Annotated in this window: 17 protein-coding genes and 1 tRNA gene; 8 read left to right on the forward strand and 10 right to left on the reverse strand. The window is 73.2% G+C overall.

Annotated features, from left to right (window positions below):
• Positions 1-112 precede the first annotated feature (112 nt).
• The gene (locus NUM_RS35085; RefSeq protein ID WP_207129250.1) at positions 113-907 is read right to left on the reverse strand and encodes a hypothetical protein; all 795 of its coding nucleotides are present in this window, start codon (positions 905-907) and stop codon (positions 113-115) included.
• Positions 908-1,197: 290 nt separating this feature from the next.
• Between NUM_RS35085 and NUM_RS35090 the strand changes: the two genes are divergently transcribed.
• Both NUM_RS35090 and NUM_RS35095 read left to right on the forward strand, forming a co-directional pair.
• On the forward strand, positions 1,198-2,463 hold the full coding sequence (locus NUM_RS35090; RefSeq protein ID WP_207129251.1) for an aspartate kinase: 1,266 nt from the start codon (positions 1,198-1,200) through the stop codon (positions 2,461-2,463).
• 6 nt (positions 2,464-2,469) lie between these two features.
• On the forward strand, positions 2,470-3,552 hold the full coding sequence (locus NUM_RS35095) for an aspartate-semialdehyde dehydrogenase (RefSeq protein ID WP_207129252.1): 1,083 nt from the start codon (positions 2,470-2,472) through the stop codon (positions 3,550-3,552).
• A 107-nt stretch (positions 3,553-3,659) separates the two neighbouring features.
• Here the strand turns inward: NUM_RS35095 and NUM_RS35100 are convergent, their stop codons facing one another.
• From NUM_RS35100 to NUM_RS35110, 3 genes are read right to left on the reverse strand one after another with little or no spacing between them, the layout of a single operon-like run.
• On the reverse strand, positions 3,660-4,595 hold the full coding sequence (locus NUM_RS35100; protein ID WP_207129253.1) for a hypothetical protein: 936 nt from the start codon (positions 4,593-4,595) through the stop codon (positions 3,660-3,662).
• A complete protein-coding gene (locus NUM_RS35105) occupies positions 4,595-5,272 on the reverse strand; it encodes a TetR/AcrR family transcriptional regulator (RefSeq protein WP_207129254.1) in 678 nt (225 codons plus the stop codon). Before NUM_RS35105 ends, NUM_RS35100 begins: the two co-directional genes overlap by 1 nt.
• 49 nt (positions 5,273-5,321) lie before the next feature.
• On the reverse strand, positions 5,322-5,840 hold the full coding sequence (locus NUM_RS35110) for a DoxX family protein (RefSeq protein WP_225919056.1): 519 nt from the start codon (positions 5,838-5,840) through the stop codon (positions 5,322-5,324).
• Between the two features lie 87 nt (positions 5,841-5,927).
• Here NUM_RS35110 and NUM_RS35115 point away from each other — a divergent pair, with 87 nt between their 5' ends.
• Entirely contained in the window at positions 5,928-6,458 is a 531-nt protein-coding gene (locus NUM_RS35115) for a TetR/AcrR family transcriptional regulator (protein WP_207129255.1), read from the forward strand.
• A 66-nt stretch (positions 6,459-6,524) separates the two neighbouring features.
• Positions 6,525-7,211 (forward strand): hypothetical protein, encoded by a 687-nt coding sequence (locus NUM_RS35120; protein WP_207129256.1) that lies wholly within the window; start codon positions 6,525-6,527, stop codon positions 7,209-7,211.
• A 699-nt stretch (positions 7,212-7,910) separates the two neighbouring features.
• Here the strand turns inward: NUM_RS35120 and NUM_RS35125 are convergent.
• Positions 7,911-9,380: a diguanylate cyclase domain-containing protein gene (locus NUM_RS35125; RefSeq protein ID WP_225919057.1), complete on the reverse strand. Its 1,470-nt coding sequence runs from the start codon at positions 9,378-9,380 to the stop codon at positions 7,911-7,913.
• Between the two features lie 327 nt (positions 9,381-9,707).
• Between NUM_RS35125 and NUM_RS35130 the strand changes: the two genes are divergently transcribed.
• The gene (locus NUM_RS35130; protein ID WP_207129257.1) at positions 9,708-9,926 is read left to right on the forward strand and encodes a hypothetical protein; all 219 of its coding nucleotides are present in this window, start codon (positions 9,708-9,710) and stop codon (positions 9,924-9,926) included.
• Between the two features lie 322 nt (positions 9,927-10,248).
• On the opposite strand, the gene NUM_RS35135 is transcribed toward NUM_RS35130, so the two are convergent.
• Complete coding sequence (locus tag NUM_RS35135) at positions 10,249-10,419, reverse strand: hypothetical protein (RefSeq protein WP_207129258.1); 171 nt, start codon at positions 10,417-10,419, stop codon at positions 10,249-10,251.
• Between the two features lie 211 nt (positions 10,420-10,630).
• On the opposite strand from NUM_RS35135, the gene NUM_RS35140 reads away from it, so the two are divergent.
• Entirely contained in the window at positions 10,631-11,062 is a 432-nt protein-coding gene (locus NUM_RS35140) for a GNAT family N-acetyltransferase (RefSeq protein ID WP_207129259.1), read from the forward strand.
• Here NUM_RS35140 and NUM_RS35145 read toward each other — a convergent pair.
• On the reverse strand, positions 11,052-11,834 hold the full coding sequence (locus tag NUM_RS35145) for a dienelactone hydrolase family protein (RefSeq protein WP_207129260.1): 783 nt from the start codon (positions 11,832-11,834) through the stop codon (positions 11,052-11,054). The two genes, NUM_RS35140 and NUM_RS35145, sit on opposite strands and share 11 nt — an antisense overlap.
• A 293-nt stretch (positions 11,835-12,127) precedes the next feature.
• Here NUM_RS35145 and NUM_RS35150 point away from each other — a divergent pair, with 293 nt between their 5' ends.
• Positions 12,128-12,631, forward strand: a complete 504-nt coding sequence (locus NUM_RS35150; protein ID WP_207129261.1) for a GNAT family N-acetyltransferase — start codon at positions 12,128-12,130, stop codon at positions 12,629-12,631.
• Between the two features lie 83 nt (positions 12,632-12,714).
• Here NUM_RS35150 and NUM_RS35155 read toward each other — a convergent pair whose 3' ends face one another.
• Positions 12,715-13,830: a hypothetical protein gene (locus NUM_RS35155; protein ID WP_207129262.1), complete on the reverse strand. Its 1,116-nt coding sequence runs from the start codon at positions 13,828-13,830 to the stop codon at positions 12,715-12,717.
• Positions 13,831-14,076: 246 nt separating this feature from the next.
• Between NUM_RS35155 and NUM_RS35160 the strand changes: the two genes are divergently transcribed.
• Complete coding sequence (locus NUM_RS35160) at positions 14,077-14,688, forward strand: hypothetical protein (protein WP_207129263.1); 612 nt, start codon at positions 14,077-14,079, stop codon at positions 14,686-14,688.
• A gap of 225 nt (positions 14,689-14,913) precedes the next feature.
• Here NUM_RS35160 and NUM_RS35165 read toward each other — a convergent pair.
• Together NUM_RS35165 and NUM_RS35170 are read right to left on the reverse strand one after the other, a co-directional pair.
• Positions 14,914-14,987 (reverse strand) — tRNA-Pro (locus NUM_RS35165).
• 132 nt (positions 14,988-15,119) lie between these two features.
• Entirely contained in the window at positions 15,120-16,010 is an 891-nt protein-coding gene (locus tag NUM_RS35170; protein WP_207129264.1) for a metallophosphoesterase, read from the reverse strand.
• Between the last annotated feature and the right edge of the window lie 9 nt (positions 16,011-16,019).

The raw sequence follows: 16,019 nt of genomic DNA on the forward strand, positions 1-16,019 counted from the left end.
GGCACGGTGGGACCACCGGCGAGACGGTGGGGCTACCGGCGCGAGGTGGAACGGCACGGTACCAGCGGCTGGCCGGTGCGAGCGGTGGTGCCGCGGTGGCGACGGGCGGGCATCAGCGGGCGGTGGACGGGGAGGCCGAGGCGGAACCGGACGCCGAGGTGCTCGGGCTCGGAGACGGGGACGGGGAGGTCGTCGGGACCGCGCCGCCCGCCGCCACCGGGCCGGGCAGCTTGGCCGATTTCGGCGCCGCGGTGGCCGAACCGATCAGGGTGACCGAGCCGACACTCAACCGGGCACCGGTGACCACACCGTCGTCGGCCAGGCAGTACGTGCCGGACGGGACCGGCGAGGACAGCGACGCCGCGGTAGGCTCGATGGAGAAGCAGGAGCCGGGCACCCCGGTCGGGTTCTTCGCCGTGTCGATCGACAGCGCCTCGCTGCGGTCACCGACGATCGCCAGCCAGGACAGCCACAACCGCTCGATCTTCGGGTCGTACTTCGCCGGCACCGAACCGCCCTTGCCGGCCACCCGGGCGCAGGACTGCGCGTCGCCGAGCCCGCACTGGTACACCCCGGCGGCGTTGCCGACGACCGCCACGTCGGTGCCGCCGCCGAGCCCGCCCTTCGGGACGTCGAAGCGCCAGGAACCGTCGGTGGCCAGCGTCACGGTGATCGTCGAAGTCGTCTTCCGGCCGCCCGGCGAGTACTCGTAGCGCGCCACGTACCGCTTGTCCGCGGCGGCGGCGACCAGGCCGGCGAGCCGGTCGGCCGGGCTGCCCTCATCGTGCGCGGCGGGGGTCGGCGGCTCGGTCGGGTCCGGCGTCCTCGCCTTGCCGCCGCAGCCGGTCAGCGCCACCGACGTGGCGACGAGCAGTACGGGCATCAGGGCAGCGGTCCGGGTACGCACTCGATCATTGTGGGCGGCCGGCGCACGGATCCCGGGGATGCCACGCAGGGCGCGTCCCCGCCCGCGGCGGGCACGAGATCCGGAACCCGCACCCGCCGCACCGCGACGATCTCCCGGAACCCGACCCGCCGGCGCCGCGTCGGGATTCCGGAACGTGCACTCGCGGTACCGCGTGTGAGCGATTCGTCGCATGCTGGGACGTGGGGTGGCCGCACCCCGCCTGGCCGGTACCCTGGCAGCCGCCAGATCGACCTGAGGGCCATCCGGGCACCCTCGCAGAAGGGGTAGGTGTGACACTCGTCGTCCAGAAGTACGGCGGCTCATCGGTCGCCGACGCGGAACGGATCAAGCGGGTCGCCGAGCGCATCGTCTCGGCCCGTAAAGCCGGCGACGACGTGGCGGTCGTGGTCTCCGCGATGGGCGACACGACCGACGACCTGCTCGACCTGGCCCACCAGGTGTCCCCGCTGCCGCCCGGCCGCGAGCTGGACATGCTGCTCACCTCCGGTGAGCGGATCTCGATGGCGCTGCTCGCGATGGCGATCCACAACCTCGGGTACGAGGCGCGCTCGTTCACCGGTTCCCAGGCCGGCGTGATCACCACCTCCTCGCACGGCAAGGCGCGGATCATCGACGTGACGCCGGGTCGGCTGCAGAGCGCGATCGACGAGGGTGCGGTGGCGATCCTGGCCGGGTTCCAGGGCATCGCCCAGGACACCAAGGACATCACCACCCTCGGCCGGGGCGGTTCGGACACCACCGCGGTGGCGCTGGCCGCCGCGATGCACGCCGACCAGTGCGAGATCTACACCGACGTGGACGGCGTGTTCACCGCCGATCCGCGCATCGTCCCGACCGCGCACAAGCTCGATACCGTGACGTACGAGGAGATGTTGGAGCTGGCCGCGTCCGGGGCGAAGGTGCTGCACCTGCGCGCCGTCGAGTACGCCCGCCGGTTCAACATGCCGATCCATGTCCGCTCGTCGTACTCGACCAAGCCCGGCACGATCGTCGCCGGCTCGATGGAGGATCTTCCCGTGGAACAGGCACTGATCTCAGGGGTCGCGCACGACCGCAGCGAAGCCAAGATCACCGTCCTGTCGGTGCCGGACGAGCCGGGCCGGGCGGCGAAGATCTTCCAGGTCGTCACGGACGCCGAGATCAACATCGACATGATCGTGCAGAACGTGTCGACCAAGGCCACCGGCCGCACCGACATCTCGTTCACGCTGCCGAAGACCGACGGCGCGGCCGCGATGACCGCGCTGCAGAAGACGCGCGACGAGATCGGCTTCGAAGGCCTGCTGTTCGACGACCACATCGGCAAGGTGTCGCTGGTCGGCGCCGGGATGCGGTCCAACCCGGGCGTCGCCGCGACGTTCTTCCGGGCGCTGTCCGAGGCCGGGGTCAACATCGAGATGATCTCCACGTCCGAGATCCGCGTCTCCGTGGTCTGCCGCGACACCGACCTGGACGAGGCGGTCCGCGCGCTGCACGAGGCGTTCGACCTCGGCGGCGACGAGGAAGCGGTGGTCTACGCCGGCACCGGTCGGTGATCGGCGGTGGCCTCGAACGAGCCGGCGAGAGGCGCCGCGCCGGCGCCGTGCCTGGCGGTCGTCGGCGCCACCGGCGCGGTCGGCCGGGTGGTGTGCGAGCTGCTGTCGTCCCGCAAGGACGTCTGGGGTGAGATCCGGCTGATCGCGTCCGCCCGGTCGGCCGGCCGCACCCTGCCGGTCCGCGCCGAGCAGCTGACGGTACGAGAGCTCGCCCCGGCGGCGTTCGACGGCGTCGACGTGGCGCTGTTCGACGTGCCCGACGACGTCGCCGCGGAGTGGGTGCCGGTCGCCGTCGAGCACGGCGCGACGGTGGTGGACAACTCCGCCGCGTTCCGGCTCGACCCGGACGTGCCGCTGGTCGTACCGGAGGTGAACCCGGAGCGGATCCGGGACCGCGGCAAGGGCATCGTCGCGAACCCGAACTGCACCACGCTCGCGATGATCGTGGCGATCGGTGCGTTGCACCGGGAGTACGGGCTGCGCGAGCTGATCATCTCCACCTACCAGGCCGCGTCCGGCGCCGGCCAGTCCGGCATCGACACGCTGCACGACCAGGTGACGAAGGTGTCCGGGGACCGTACGGTCGGGACCCGGGCCGGCGACGTGCGGCGCACCGTCGGCGACGAGCTCGGCCCGTTCCCGGCCCCGCTGGCGCTGAACGTGGTGCCGTGGGCCGGCTCGCTGCGCGACCACGGCTGGTCGTCGGAGGAGTTGAAGCTGCGCAACGAGTCCCGCAAGATCCTCGGCCTGCCCGACCTGAAGGTGTCCGCCACCTGCGTCCGGGTGCCGGTGGTGACCGGGCACTCGGTCGCGGTGCACGCGGTGTTCGGTGCCGAGGTCTCCGCCGACGACGCGCAGGAGATCATCAAGCAGGCGCCGGGTGTGGTGCTGGTGGACGACCCGGCCGAGGGCGAGTTCCCGACCCCGGCCGATGCCGTCGGTACCGATCCGACCTGGGCCGGCCGGGTCCGCCGCGCGCTGGACGACCCGCGCGCGCTCGACCTGTTCCTGGTCGGCGACAACCTGCGCAAGGGCGCCGCGCTCAACACCGTGCAGATCGCCGAACTGATCGCCGCCGAACCACGCTGACCCGGCCGGCGGTCGGCGCTGGGACGGTCGCCGTGGGGACGGTCGGCGCTGGGACGTTCGCCGTTGGGGCGGTCGGCGTGGGGGCGGTCGGCGTTGGTTCGGGGCGGTCAGCGCTGGTAGCGGGCGGCCATCGCGGCGAACACCGCCCGCGGGGTCCGCACCCCGTCGGCGCCGACGCCGACCACGCCGTACGAGCCGAGGTCGGCGTCGCCGGTGCGCAGGAAGTCGGCGAAGGTGAACCAGAGCGCGGTGTGCACACCCGCCGCGTCGAACACGTCCAGCAGCTCGGTCAGGTACCGCACCTGCTCCTGCTCGTCGCGCCGCGCGCCGTCGGGTACCTGCCAGGCGGTGCCGCCGCGGTCCCCGGCGCCCCGGTACGGGCAGGTGCCGAACTCGGTGACCGCCACCGGCTTGCCGTGCCGGAACTGCTCGCGCAGCAGCTCCGGGTAGCTCGCGGCGTTGTGCGCGGCCCGGTACGCGTCGATCCCGACGATGTCGTAGGGCGCCCAGTCGACCGCCTCCCACGAGCCGGACGCGTAGCTGACCGGCCCGTCGAAGACGCCCCGGACCCGCTCGACGGTCGCCGTCAGGAACCCGTTCACCCGCTCGGCGACCGGGCCGAGCGACAGCCACCAGTCGAGGTCGGCGGCGGCGACGGCGGCCAGCCGGTCCCGGTAGGTGTCGCCGGGCAGGAACCCGGCGGCGAACAGGCTCAGCTCGCAGCCGGTCAGGTAGGTCACGTCGGCGCCGCGCCGGCGTAGCCGTTCGGCCCGGACCGCACCGTCGACGAACAGGTCCGTCAGCCGTGCCGGCGGCAGGTCGACCGGGAACGGGCAGTACCAGACCCGCAGGCCGCGCTCCGCCGCCGCCTCGGCCGCGACATCGAGCCGATCCAGGTCACCGCCGGAGATGCGTACCGTGTCGCAGTGCAGGTCGGCGGCGATCGTATCCAGGTCGCGCCGCACCGACTCCGGGTCGTACCCGGGCCGGCTGGCCAACCCGGGCAGGAACCCGGTGTCGTAGTTGATCCCCCGACCGTGCATCACTCGTCTCCTCCGGGGTCGTCGGACGTCCCGGCGGCGGTCCCGCCGGGCGCGGTGGACCCGGCGGGACCGGTCCGGTCGAGGCCCTGGGTGCCGTGGGCCAGCAGATCGAAGGCGAGTTCGACGTCGGCAGCGAGGACGCGGGCCGCGTCGACCGGCGCGATGCCGTCGGCCAACCGCCGGAAGTACGCCTCCTGGAGGGTCGACGTCGCGGCGGCGACCTGCCCGGCGACCAGCTCCGCGGCCCGTTCCCCGTACGCCGGGGCGAGCGCGCCGGCCAGCGCCGCCTGCTGCCGGTGGCGCAGGGTGTGCGCCGCGGCGCCGAGCTTCGGGTTGGCGACGATGAGCCGGATGCGGGCGAGCAGGTCGCCGATCTCGGGGCCGGTGGGCGGGTCGGCGGCGACGGTGCGGAAGTGGCCGCGCAACGCGGCGACGGGATCGCTGCCGGCGGGCCGGGACCGGACCACGGCGGCCAGGTCATCGTCGCCGACGTCCTGCACGACCAGCGACTCCTTGGTCGGGAAGTAGCCGAACAGGCTGGCCCGGGAGACGTCGGCGGCGGTGGCGATCTCGGTCATCGTGACGGCGTCGAAGCCGCGCTCGGCGAACAGTCGGAGCGCGGCCTCGGTGATGCGGTGGCGCGTCTGCGCCTTCTTGCGTTCCCGGAGCCCGGTCATGCCACGAGAATAAACCAGACTCGATTCAAAAACAAACTGAGTCCAGAATTCAGTTCGAGAGCGCCACGGCGGCGCAGCAGGCCAGGTAGAGCAGCTGTTCGAGGGTTCGGGGCAGCAGCGCGGTGTGCAACCCGACGCGGTGCCGCGCGGCGTACACGTTGGCCGGGAACACCGCGATCAGCAGCAGGCCGAGGCAGCCGGCGGCGAGCCGGTCGGTCGCCGGCACCAGCAGGCCGACCGCGCCGAGCGCCTCCAGCGCGCCGGTGAGCCCGACCAGCAGGGCGGGCCGGGGCAGTCGCGGCGGCACCATCGCCACCAGCGCGGCCCTCGGCGGGCCGAGCCGGCCGGACGCGGCGACGAGGAACAGCAGCGCGAGCCCCGCCCGTACCGGGGTTCGCCAGCCGTCGAGCGCCGGCACGGCCAGCCCGAGGGCGGCGGTACCGAGCGCGCCGATCAGCAGCGCGGTCAGCGTGATGTTGCCGAGCACCAACCGGAGCAGCAGCGGCGGCGCCTTCCGCCCGGCGGTACCGGTCGCCCGGGGCGCAGGTCGTTCGGTGCTGGCGGTCATCGGGCCCTCCCTGAAATCTTGTCACTGGCTAGATTGCCGCAGGCGCTTCATCTTGTCAATGGCTAGATCGCGACTAGAGTGGACCGCATGGCGTACCACCACGGACAGTTGCGGGAGGCGATCCTCGCCGCGGCCGTCGAGACGATCGAGGCCGGCGGCCTCGCCACCCTCAGCCTGCGCGACCTGGCCCGGCGGGCCGGCGTCTCGCACGCCGCGCCGGCGCACCACTTCGGCGACCGCGCCGGCCTGCTCACCGCGCTCGCCACCGACGGCTTCCGGCTGCTGTCCGAGGCGCTGACCGCCGCCGGCGAGAACTTCCTGGAGCGAGGCGTGGCCTACGTGCGGTTCGGCACCCGGCACCGCGGCCACTTCGAAGTGATGTTCCGGCCGGACCTCTACCACCCGGACGATCCCGAGCTCGTCGCCGCCCAGAGCCGCGCCTCCGACCTGCTCTACTCCGGCGCCGCCACCGTCGACGCGGACGCCGCCACCACCGGGCTCGCCGGCTGGGCGCTGGTGCACGGGCTCACCTCGCTGTACAACGCGGGCGTGCTGTCCGAGCGGCCCGACGACGTGGACGCGCTGGCCCGCCGGGTGGCCAGCCGCCTCGTCCGCTGATCGCCCTTGCGCTTCTTGGCTAATCCTATTAGCTTTACAGCTATCAGCTCTAACCAAGGAGTGCTCGTGAGCAGCCGCGCCCTTCCCGCACCTCGCCCCTGGTACCGCACCCTCGGCACCGTGCCCGCCCTCGCCGGCATCGGCTTCGCGGTGTCGTGGGTGGCCGGGCTGTCCGTCTCGTCGGTGTCCACCGACCCGCACGCCACCGGCGCCCAGGTGCTCGCCGACCTGTCCGGCCACACCGCCGCGCAGACCATCCAGTACCTGCTGACCGAGGGGCTGCCCGCGATCGGCATCGCCATCGTCGCGGTCGCCGTCGCGCGCCGCGCCCGCTCCCGCGCCGGCAACGCCCTCGCCGGTACCGGCCTGGTCGCCGCGCTGCTCTCCCTCGTCATGTGCGCCCTCGGCCTGCACCTCACCCTCTGGGACGCGCCGCGCGGCGACGCCGCCACCGCCGGCGCCCTGTTCGACACCATCAGCCGGGTCGACGGGGTGAAAATGGCGCTGCTCGGCGCCATGGCCGCGATCGGCGTCGCGCTCGCCGGCCGTGGCCTGCCCCGCTGGGTGGCCTGGTGGGGCGCCGCCGTCGCCGCGTCCATGGCGGTCTGCGCCGTGGGCTACGTCTTCCTGCTGCCCCTCCCCGCCCAGGCGGCCGCCGTCGCCCTCCCCCTCCTCATCGTCTGGACCGCCGCCGCCGGCATCGCCAGCCATCTCCCCGCACCAAGGCGAACCCCAGGCACCTCTATGCGCTGAGGTGCTGCCCGAAGCGCTGCTGGGTTCGCTCTTGCTGGCGGTGTGAAGGCCACCTCTTTGCGCTGAGGTGCGCCCCAAGCGGCGATGCAAAAACCACGTCTGTCCGCTGAGGTGCGCCCCAAGCGGCGATGCAAAGACCACCTCTGACCGCTGAGGTGCGCCCCGAGCGGCGGTGTAAAGGCCACCTCTGTTCGTCGCTTTGACCCCTTGTGGGGGAATGCGAGGAGAGGGCTTCGCCCCCTCCTCGCGCTCCTTCCCCGCCAAGGGGGCCGCCCCCTTGGCCATCCCCGCCCAGCCCCCGGTACTGCTGCCCATCGACGCCGAGCAGCAGACGAAGAAGAACGGGGCACCGGCCCGGCCTACCCATCACGGCCACGCCCGCGTCGCTCGCGTCGCGTCGCACCGTGGGCAGTTGGTTGTCGGGGCGGGCTAGGCGTCGATGGGCAGGCCGCACCGGGCCCCGTAGTTCCGAAGCGAGCCAGGCGGCGTCCTGCCTGGGCACCGGTCCCGAGCAGGGGATGTCAAGGGGGCGACTGCCCCCTTGATGGGGAGGGGGGTGTGGGGAGGGGCGAAGCCCGCTCCCCACGTTCCCCCACGGGGGTGAAAGAGGCGAACAGAGGTGGCCTTTACCACCCCAGCAACAGCGAACCCCGAGCCGACACGGGCGCTTCGGGAGCACCTCAGCGCATAGAGGTGCCGCTACGGTTCGGTGACCGTCGGCGGGAGAACCATGAGGGGGCGGGACACGGCGCCGGGCTCGGCGAGTTTGGCCCCGTCCCGGCCGCTGCGCTTGACCGCGTAGAGGGCGTCGTCGGCCCGCCGCAGGGTGTTCTCGGCGGTCTCGCCGGGTTCGCGCAGGGCGACCCCGACGCTGATGGTGCGCCCGACCCGACGTGCCGCGGCGACGAGCCGTTCGGCGACGGCCTGCGCCTCGGTCTCGTGGGTCACCTCGACGACGGCGGCGAACTCGTCACCGCCGATCCGGTACAGGTCGTCCTCGGCGCGCAGGGTGGCCTGCAGCGCGCGGACCAGTTCGACCAGCAGCCGGTCGCCTTCCTGGTGCCCGTACGTGTCGTTGACGGCCTTGAACTGGTCGACGTCGATGGCGAGCACGGCGGTACGGGCGGGTTGCGCGCGGGCCAGCCGTTCGGTGAAGCGGCCGTGGTGGCCGAGCCCGGTGAGCGGGTCGGAGCTGGCCCGCAGCCGTAGCTGGCCGACCAGCCGGACGCGTTCGAGGCAGACGAGTGTCTGCGCGGCGAGCAGTTCGAGCAGGCTGACGGTGACGGTCTCGGGTACGTCGACCCGGTGGTCGACGGCGAGCAGCACGCCGCCGTCGTCGTGCCGGCCGCCGATCGGTACCGCGATCATGGTGCGGATGCCGGCCTCGGTGAGCGATTCGAACCCGCGGGCGTCGAGGCTGTCCGGGTCGCCGAGGCTGTAGGTGGAGCCGTGCCGGCGGGTACGGGCGGCGAGCAGGGCGAGCGCCGGCCGGTCGGCCATCACCAGCAGCCCGGCGAGCGGGCCGCGGGCCGCCTGTACCCGGGTGTCGCTGCCGGCGCCGACCGCGATCGCCGCCGAGGACAGCCCGGAGATGTCCTGGGTCGCGGCGAGGCAGCGTTGCAGGACGGCGGGTTCGTCGGCGGCGGCGGACAGGTCGACGGCGTGCCGGAGCAGTTGCTGGCCGGCACTTTCGGCGGGCAGGCCGCCGAGCCCGGCGATGCGCTCGCCGAGCACCTGCGCGGTCTGGTCCAGCGCGGCGCGTACCTGGTCGAGCGGCGGGCCGTCGGCCGACTCGATGTTGACGACGCCGAACGGTGGGCCGTGCGGGCCGACGATCGGCGTGCAGACCTCGGTGCGGACGTCCGGGTCGAGCGGGATGTAGTCGGGGTCGGCGCGCACGTCGCAGACCTCGGCGGCCTTGCCGGTGCGGAAGACCCTGCCGATGACGCCGGCGTCGGACGGTACCCCGTCGAACACCTGCCAGGCCCCGGCGGCGCCGAAGCAGCGCAGCCGGCCGCGCAGGTCGAGCAGTACCGCGATGGTGCCGGGCAGTTGGTCGGCCAGCGCGCGGACCGCCGCCTGGCAGGCGTCCGGTACCGACGGCGCGATGGTCACCGTGGTCGCCAGCGCGTCGACGAGCCGTCCCTGATCGATGCCGTCGGTGCTCACGTGCCGGGGCCGAGCCTTTCTGTCGTACCGCGAACGCCGAGCACGACGTCGGCCGGCGCGATGGTCTCTCTCCGTCTCCACAAAGTGTACGTTGAGTAGCCGTCACCATGGCCGTGCGCGCTCGTTGCGCCAGTTCCCCACTCGGTGTCCGATTACCGCCGCCCAGTGAAACCGCACACACCCATTCGGGGGGTGGGCGGCTCCCGCCTGCACAATCCGAGAGGCAAGATGACGGAGGTGACCAATGCCGCGCACACTCTGCTATCGCAGTCACTCCCCCGTTACGAGCCACTTCCGGCCGGTCAGGTTCCGTCCGCCGGCGAGGTCGTGCACCTGACCGGACGCGCCTCGCCGCAGTTCGCACGCGAGTCGATCCTGTTGCAGGTCGTCAAGGTCGAACCGTCCAGTGTGGACGCCAGCCGGGGCCGGTCGCCCGGTCGGGCCGGCTGGCTCTACCTGACCGGCTGGGAACTCGACCACAACCGGCGGCACCGGGCCGAGCGCACGGTGCTGGTGAACGCGGCGGGCCTGCTGGTCCGCCGTTGACGTGGGGCCGCGGGTACGGCGCGGCCCCGCGGACCACACGGACATGCCGTGACACCGGCGAGGTGCCACGGCATGTCCGTTCTTCGTTCCCGGTCGGCGACGGCCGCCCTTTCGTTGCCCGCCCGCGAACCCGGGCCGCTCGTCTCCGGTCGAGGCTCCCGGCGGCATCCGGCCGGCGTACGACCGTCCTGAGTAGACGATCCGAATCGGACGGCGCGTCCGGAGACGACTGACGGCCGGCAGTCGCCGGCCGTCATCGAACATCTCGAAGGTCTTCTCGGCTGGTACGGAGTCGACGCCCCCGACGGCTCCGCAGCAGCGATCAGTGCTGGCTTGTCACCCGCTCCGCGCGGATCTCGGCCAGGGTGCGGCGGATCGCCTGGTGCCGCTGGGCCAGCCGCTGGGCGCCCTCGTACGGGTCGGCGACCGACGCAACGGCGCTCCCGCCACGGTGCGGCCAGGACAGCAGCCGGCGTCGGATCCGGTCCAACATCGTTCCTCCCTGCTCGGTCAGGCGGATGGAAAGCCGGCAACCTGCGACGGTTTTCCCTCGCTGCAACTTGCTTGGAGTTCTGGGGAGTCCAACGCCGGAACGACCATCTGGTCACGGACGGAACATTCATGATCACTCAAAGGGTGTAACCGGATCGATGCCTACCCGCCGCGCGCCGGCCCGGTCCGGCGCGCCCTCTACAGTGCCGGGCATGGGCGTCGAGATCGAGGTGGTCCGTACCGTCTCCGGCGAGATCGCCGAGGCGTTCCGCCGGCTGCTGCCGCAACTGTCCGGGTCGGCCACGCCGCCGGGCGTCGAGACGCTGCAGGCGCTCGCCGACCATCCGGCGAACCAGCTGCTCGTCGCGCGCGCCGGCGGCGAGATCCTCGGCACCCTGACGCTCGTCACGTTCCCCATCCCGACCGGGGTACGGGCCTGGATCGAGGACGTGGTGGTCGACTCCGCCGCCCGCGGCCAGGGCGTCGGCGCGGCGCTGGTCACCGAGGCGGTCGAGCTGGCCCGCGCCGCCGGCGCCCGTACCGTCGACCTGACCTCGCGGCCGTCCCGGGAGGCGGCGAACCGGCTCTACCGCCGCCTCGGGTTCACCGAACGCACCACCAACCTCTACCGCATCACGACCTGACCTCGGCCGCGGACCGCTCCGCGGTCAGGTGGCGGACCAGGAAGTCGCACCACGCGGCGATCGCCGCCTCGCCCGCCGTGGCGTGCCCGCCGGGGAACGCGATCAGCTGCTTGTCCGGCGAGCCGAGCCGGTCGAACAGCTCGAACTGGCCGGCGCGACCGAACAGTTCGTCGTCCCACTGCACGTGGAACAGCACCGGTACCCGCACCCGGCCCGCGTCCCCGGCGAGCCGCGGCGCCATGTCCATCCCGGCCGGCAACTCGTCCGGGTGGCGCAGCCCGAACTTTCCCAGTACCGCGCAGCGCAGCAGGTCGCCGGCGGCGGCCACGAACGGCAGGCCGAACCGGGTCCCCATCGACAGCCCCAGGTAACCGACCCGGTCGGCGTCGACCGCGTCCAGCGCCGTCAGCGCCGCCCGGGTCGCCTGCCAGTCACCGACCATGCGGTCGACGACGCGCTCGATCCCCGCCGCCGCGATCCGCCCCTGGTACGCCGCCACGCCGGGCCGGCCGCCGCCCCGGTCCCCGTGGTACGGGCCGTCGATCGCGGCCGCGGCGATCCCCGCCGTACCGGCGAACCAGCGACCGAGCCGCAGCTGCCGCGGTGCCCGCTTGTGCCCGCTACCGCCGTGTCCCAGCAGTACCAACGGAACCGGCGCCGCGGCCCGCTCCGGCAGCCACGCCACCCCGGGCACCCCGGCCAGCTCGAACCCGCGCTCCACCACCCCGTCCGCCGCGGTCGCCGACGCCCACCGCACCGCCGTCACGTCCATCCCGCCCTCCCGCCGCCGTCACCCGCACGGTACGGCCGCCGGCCGGCAGTGCCGGCACCGATGCCCGGCGGCAGCGATGTTCGGTGGTGGTGCCGATGTTGAGCAGCAGCACGACGTTCGGCGGCAGCGATGTTCGGTGGTGGTGCCGACGTCGGGCGGCGGCGCGACGTCCGGCGCCGGCGATGTTCGGTGGCGGCGGGGTTCGGTGGCGGCACGACGTCCGGCGCCGGCGGGGTTCGGGGCGGTGCGATATTCGGCGGCGGTGCCGGTGCGCCGTCGGCTACGTTCGCGCAATGCCCACGCTGGAACTGCTGCGCGCCGACCATGCCGAGGCGTTGCTCACCTTCGAACGGGAGAACCGCGCGTTCTTCGCCGCGGTCATCCCGGACCGCGGCGACGACTTCTTCGCCCGGTTCGACGAGATCCTGGCCGAGCGGATCGCCGAACAGGACACCGGTGCCTGCCGGTTCCACCTGCTGGTCGACGACGAGGGTGCGGTACTCGGCCGGTTCAACCTGGTGGACATCGCCGACGGCGAGGCCGAACTGGGCTACCGGATGGCCGAGCACGCCACCGGCCGGGGCCTCGCCACCGCCGCGGTGGCCGAGCTGTGCGTCCGCGCCGCCACCGAGTACGGCCTGACCAGGCTGCGGGCCCGCACCACGCTCGCCAACGCGGCCTCGCGCACCGTCCTCACCCGCAACGCCTTCACGCCCGGCGCCGAGACCGAGCTGAACGGCAAGCCGGCCCGCACGTACACCCGGCTGCTCGACGTACGGCCGCCGGCCGAGCGCTGACCGCGCCCGCCCGGCGCACCGAGCTTCCCCGACACGGCGGTTCGGCCGGGGCACCCTCGCGCGCCCCGGCCGAACCGGCGATGTCAGTTCAGGCCGTGGTAGAAGGGCGTGAAGTGGCGCGGGCCCCAGCCGTCCAGGAACTCGTTGTCACCGACCGGCACCGCGCCCAGATGCGGGTACCGGTAGGTGACCTGCGAGCCGTCGATGTTCGCCGAGTACCAGCCCTGGGTGGTCACCATCAGCAGCGTCTTGCGGTCCGGCGACAGGTACACGTCCTGCCGGTACTCGGGATTGGCGGGTGTCGAGTGCGCCGGCAGCGTCCCGACCAGCTTGGTCAGCGTCACGGACTGGCCGTCCGCGCTGCGGCGCAGCACGGCGACGGTGCCGCGCGCCGGCGGGTGCCCTTCCTTGGCCGACTTGCTCAGGTTCGCCATGCAGAGCAGGGAACCGGCATCCAGTCGCTGGTTGCAGGTGTAGTACGCGGAGAACATGTGCTCCACCGTGCCGTCGCTGATGTACGCGGAGGCCAGCTCGCCGGTCGACCCGGACACCCGGGCGGTGACCGCCTTCCCGTCCACTGTGGACAGTCCCTCGACCGGCAGGTCGCCGATCGTCGTGACGGGCCGGCCGGCCGAGTCCCAGTAATCCGCACCGTCGGTGGTCCGAACCGGCGCGCTGGACGGATCGGACAGATCCAGCAGGTAGCCGCCGAGCGGCCGGAACCCGAAGTCGTCGACCTGCTCCGCCGCGAACATCAGGTGCGTGTCGTCGATGAAGTGCGGGCTGGTCGGGTAGGTCGAGTCGCGGTCCTCCGGCTGGAGGTCGTCGGTCGTGATCGTACGAACCGTCTGGAAGCTGGTGCCGGACCGCTTCCCGATCTCCAGTCCGTTGGTCGTCGACGCGGCGGCCCAGGTCCGGTCCGGGCTGACGCCCAGATCCAGGTCGGGATAGAAGACCTCCCACGGCGTCGTGTACCGCCCGTTGCGCTGGCCGGTGTTCGGGTCGTAGGTGATGATCAGCCGGCCGTCCGAGCCCGCCGGCGCCTCACCGACCCGCGCGATACTGCCCGGCCACGCCGTGGCGGCCTTCACCTGCTCGTGCCCGCTCGTACCGGCCTCGCGCGCCGAGGCCGCGCTGCCGGTACCGACGAGTACCAGCCCGGTGGCCAGAACCGCGGCCAGTAACTTCCCCCGCATCATCCGAACTCCCGTCTGACTGAGACGTCCCCGTTTCTCGCTCCACGTTCGACACCGAGCGCCGGTTGCGATCAACCCACCAGAGCATGTGAACGCCGCCGCGTCGGAACATCCGACCGAACGGTGGGCGCCGACGTTCCCGCCCAGCGGCGCCGGACCGCTTCCTTCCGGGACGGAACCGGCACACGTCGCGCGATAAGGTGATCTTCCTCGGCGGGATCGCCCGCCCGGCGGGCTGGAGGCGCCGCAGTGCGACGACAAGCAGCGGCGCGGCGAGAAGCGTTGGCCGGCCTCCTCGTCCTGCCGCTCCTGACCGTCACGGCCTGCGACGCCGCCCCCGCGAACGCCCACCACGCCGCCGCCGGCAGCCGGCACGCCGCTGCCGCCCGCAGCGCCGCGCCGTCGCGGACAACCGCCGCCTCGCGCACGCCGAGCGGCACCCTGCCCACCGGCCTGGTACTCGGCCCGACCGGGCTCGGGCCGCTGCGCTTCGGCATGACCGCCCGGCAGGCCACCGCCACCGGGATGCTGGCCAACCCGGCCACCCGCGCCCCGGACGCCAACCGCTGCACCCAGTACCCGCTCGTCGGCGGCACCGTCCAGGACGCGTTCGTGCTGGTCTCGCCGGACCGTGGGGTGGTCGTGATCGCACCGCCCGCCGCCGTGCCCACCCCGCAGCACATCGCCGCCGGCGCCACGCTCGCCCAGGTACGGGCCGCGTACCCGCGGCTGGCCCCGTCGTACAACGGCACCAAGGTCGCCCCGGTCCCCGGCAACCCGCAGGCCCGCTACCGCTTCGCCTTCGCGAACGGCAAGGTCCTCGCCATCACCATGACCCGCAACCAGAACTGCGCCAGCTGACCATCACATTCGGCGGGCCCACCCCAACAGACACCAGCGCCGCGACCTACCAGAGCCCCCAGGCTCACGGGACTCACCAGAGCCCCAGCCCACGGTGAGCCAAGATCGGGGGGTGCCGGGGGGCGAAGCCCCTCCGGCGCGGGGCCTGGGGGCTGCGCCCCCAGAAAACACACCGGGCGCCCCGATCCGCGCTTTCCGCGGATACAAGGCGCCCAGGCGACCGGGTCGGGGTGGCGGGATTTGAACCCACGGCCTCTTCGTCCCGAACGAAGCGCGCTGCCAAGCTGCGCCACACCCCGGTGGTGCGGACGCAATACTAGCGGACCGCGGGAGGCGGGTGCGAACGCGGGGTCCGCCACGACCGGCCGGCCCCGCGGCGGCGGCCGGCAAGGGCAGGACGACCCGGGTCGTCCTGCCGCGCGCTGCCTCGCTCAGGAGCGGGGGACGAGGGTGAGCAGGGTCGCTTCCGGCGGGCAGGCGAACCGGACCGGCGCGTACGGGCTGGTGCCCAGGCCGGCGGAGACGTGCAGCCAAGAGGCGCCGTACCGGTGCAGGCCACGGGCGCGGCGGCGGTCCAGGCCGCAGTTGGTGACGAGGGCGCCGAAGCCGGGCATCCGGACCTGGCCACCGTGGGTGTGGCCGGCGACGATGAGCTCGAACCCGTCGTCGGTCATCGGGTCGAGCACCCGCGGCTCGGGCGAGTGGGTCAGCCCGACGTGTACGTCGGCGACCGGGTCGACGCCGCCGGCGACCGCGGCGTAGTCGTCGCGTTCGATGTGCGGGTCGTCGACGCCGACGAGCTGGACGGTGCGCCCGCCGGCCTTGAGCACGCTGCGGGCGTTGTTCAGGTCGACCCAGCCGTGTGCGGCGAGCACGTCGCGCAGGTCTTCGACGGGCAGGTGCACGCCCTGCCGGTACACCCGGTTCGGGTTGAAGTAGGTGAACGGGTTCTTCAGGACCGGGCCCTGGTAGTCGTTGGAGCCGAACACGAACGCGCCGGGCGCGGTGGTCAGCAGCGGCTGCAGCGCCCGCAGTACGCCGGGCAACGAGCCGGGGTGGGCCATGTTGTCGCCGGTGAGCAGGACCAGGTCGGGGTCGAGCGCGGCGAGGCCGGCCGTCCAGTCCTGCTTGCGCCGCTGGTCCGGCATCATGTGCAGGTCGGAGATCTGCAGTACCCGCAGCGGCTCGGCGTCCGGCGCGAGCACCGGCACGTCGTAGCGGCGCAGCGTGAAGCGGTTGCGCTCGATCAGGCTGGCGTACGCGAGGGTGGCCGCACCGGCGGTGAGCACACCGGCGGCCAGCAGCTTGGTCCGACTCCGCATGCCGCAACT

The organism is Actinocatenispora comari, from assembly GCF_017312725.1.
GTDB lineage: Bacteria > Actinomycetota > Actinomycetes > Mycobacteriales > Micromonosporaceae > Actinocatenispora > Actinocatenispora comari.

Bases quoted from the DNA above. Each gene is read 5' to 3' on its own strand.
- NUM_RS35100 (WP_207129253.1), bottom strand. From the start codon at position 4,595: ATGCACGGTCGGGGGATCAACTACGACACCGGGTTCCTGCCCGGGTTG.
- NUM_RS35105 (WP_207129254.1), bottom strand. From the start codon at position 5,272: ATGACCGGGCTCCGGGAACGCAAGAAGGCGCAGACGCGCCACCGCATC.
- NUM_RS35110 (WP_225919056.1), bottom strand. From the start codon at position 5,840: ATGACCGCCAGCACCGAACGACCTGCGCCCCGGGCGACCGGTACCGCC.
- NUM_RS35115 (WP_207129255.1), top strand. From the start codon at position 5,928: ATGGCGTACCACCACGGACAGTTGCGGGAGGCGATCCTCGCCGCGGCC.
- NUM_RS35135 (WP_207129258.1), bottom strand. From the start codon at position 10,419: ATGTTGGACCGGATCCGACGCCGGCTGCTGTCCTGGCCGCACCGTGGC.
- NUM_RS35140 (WP_207129259.1), top strand. From the start codon at position 10,631: ATGGGCGTCGAGATCGAGGTGGTCCGTACCGTCTCCGGCGAGATCGCC.
- NUM_RS35145 (WP_207129260.1), bottom strand. From the start codon at position 11,834: ATGGACGTGACGGCGGTGCGGTGGGCGTCGGCGACCGCGGCGGACGGG.
- NUM_RS35150 (WP_207129261.1), top strand. From the start codon at position 12,128: ATGCCCACGCTGGAACTGCTGCGCGCCGACCATGCCGAGGCGTTGCTC.
- NUM_RS35155 (WP_207129262.1), bottom strand. From the start codon at position 13,830: ATGATGCGGGGGAAGTTACTGGCCGCGGTTCTGGCCACCGGGCTGGTA.
- NUM_RS35170 (WP_207129264.1), bottom strand. From the start codon at position 16,010: ATGCGGAGTCGGACCAAGCTGCTGGCCGCCGGTGTGCTCACCGCCGGT.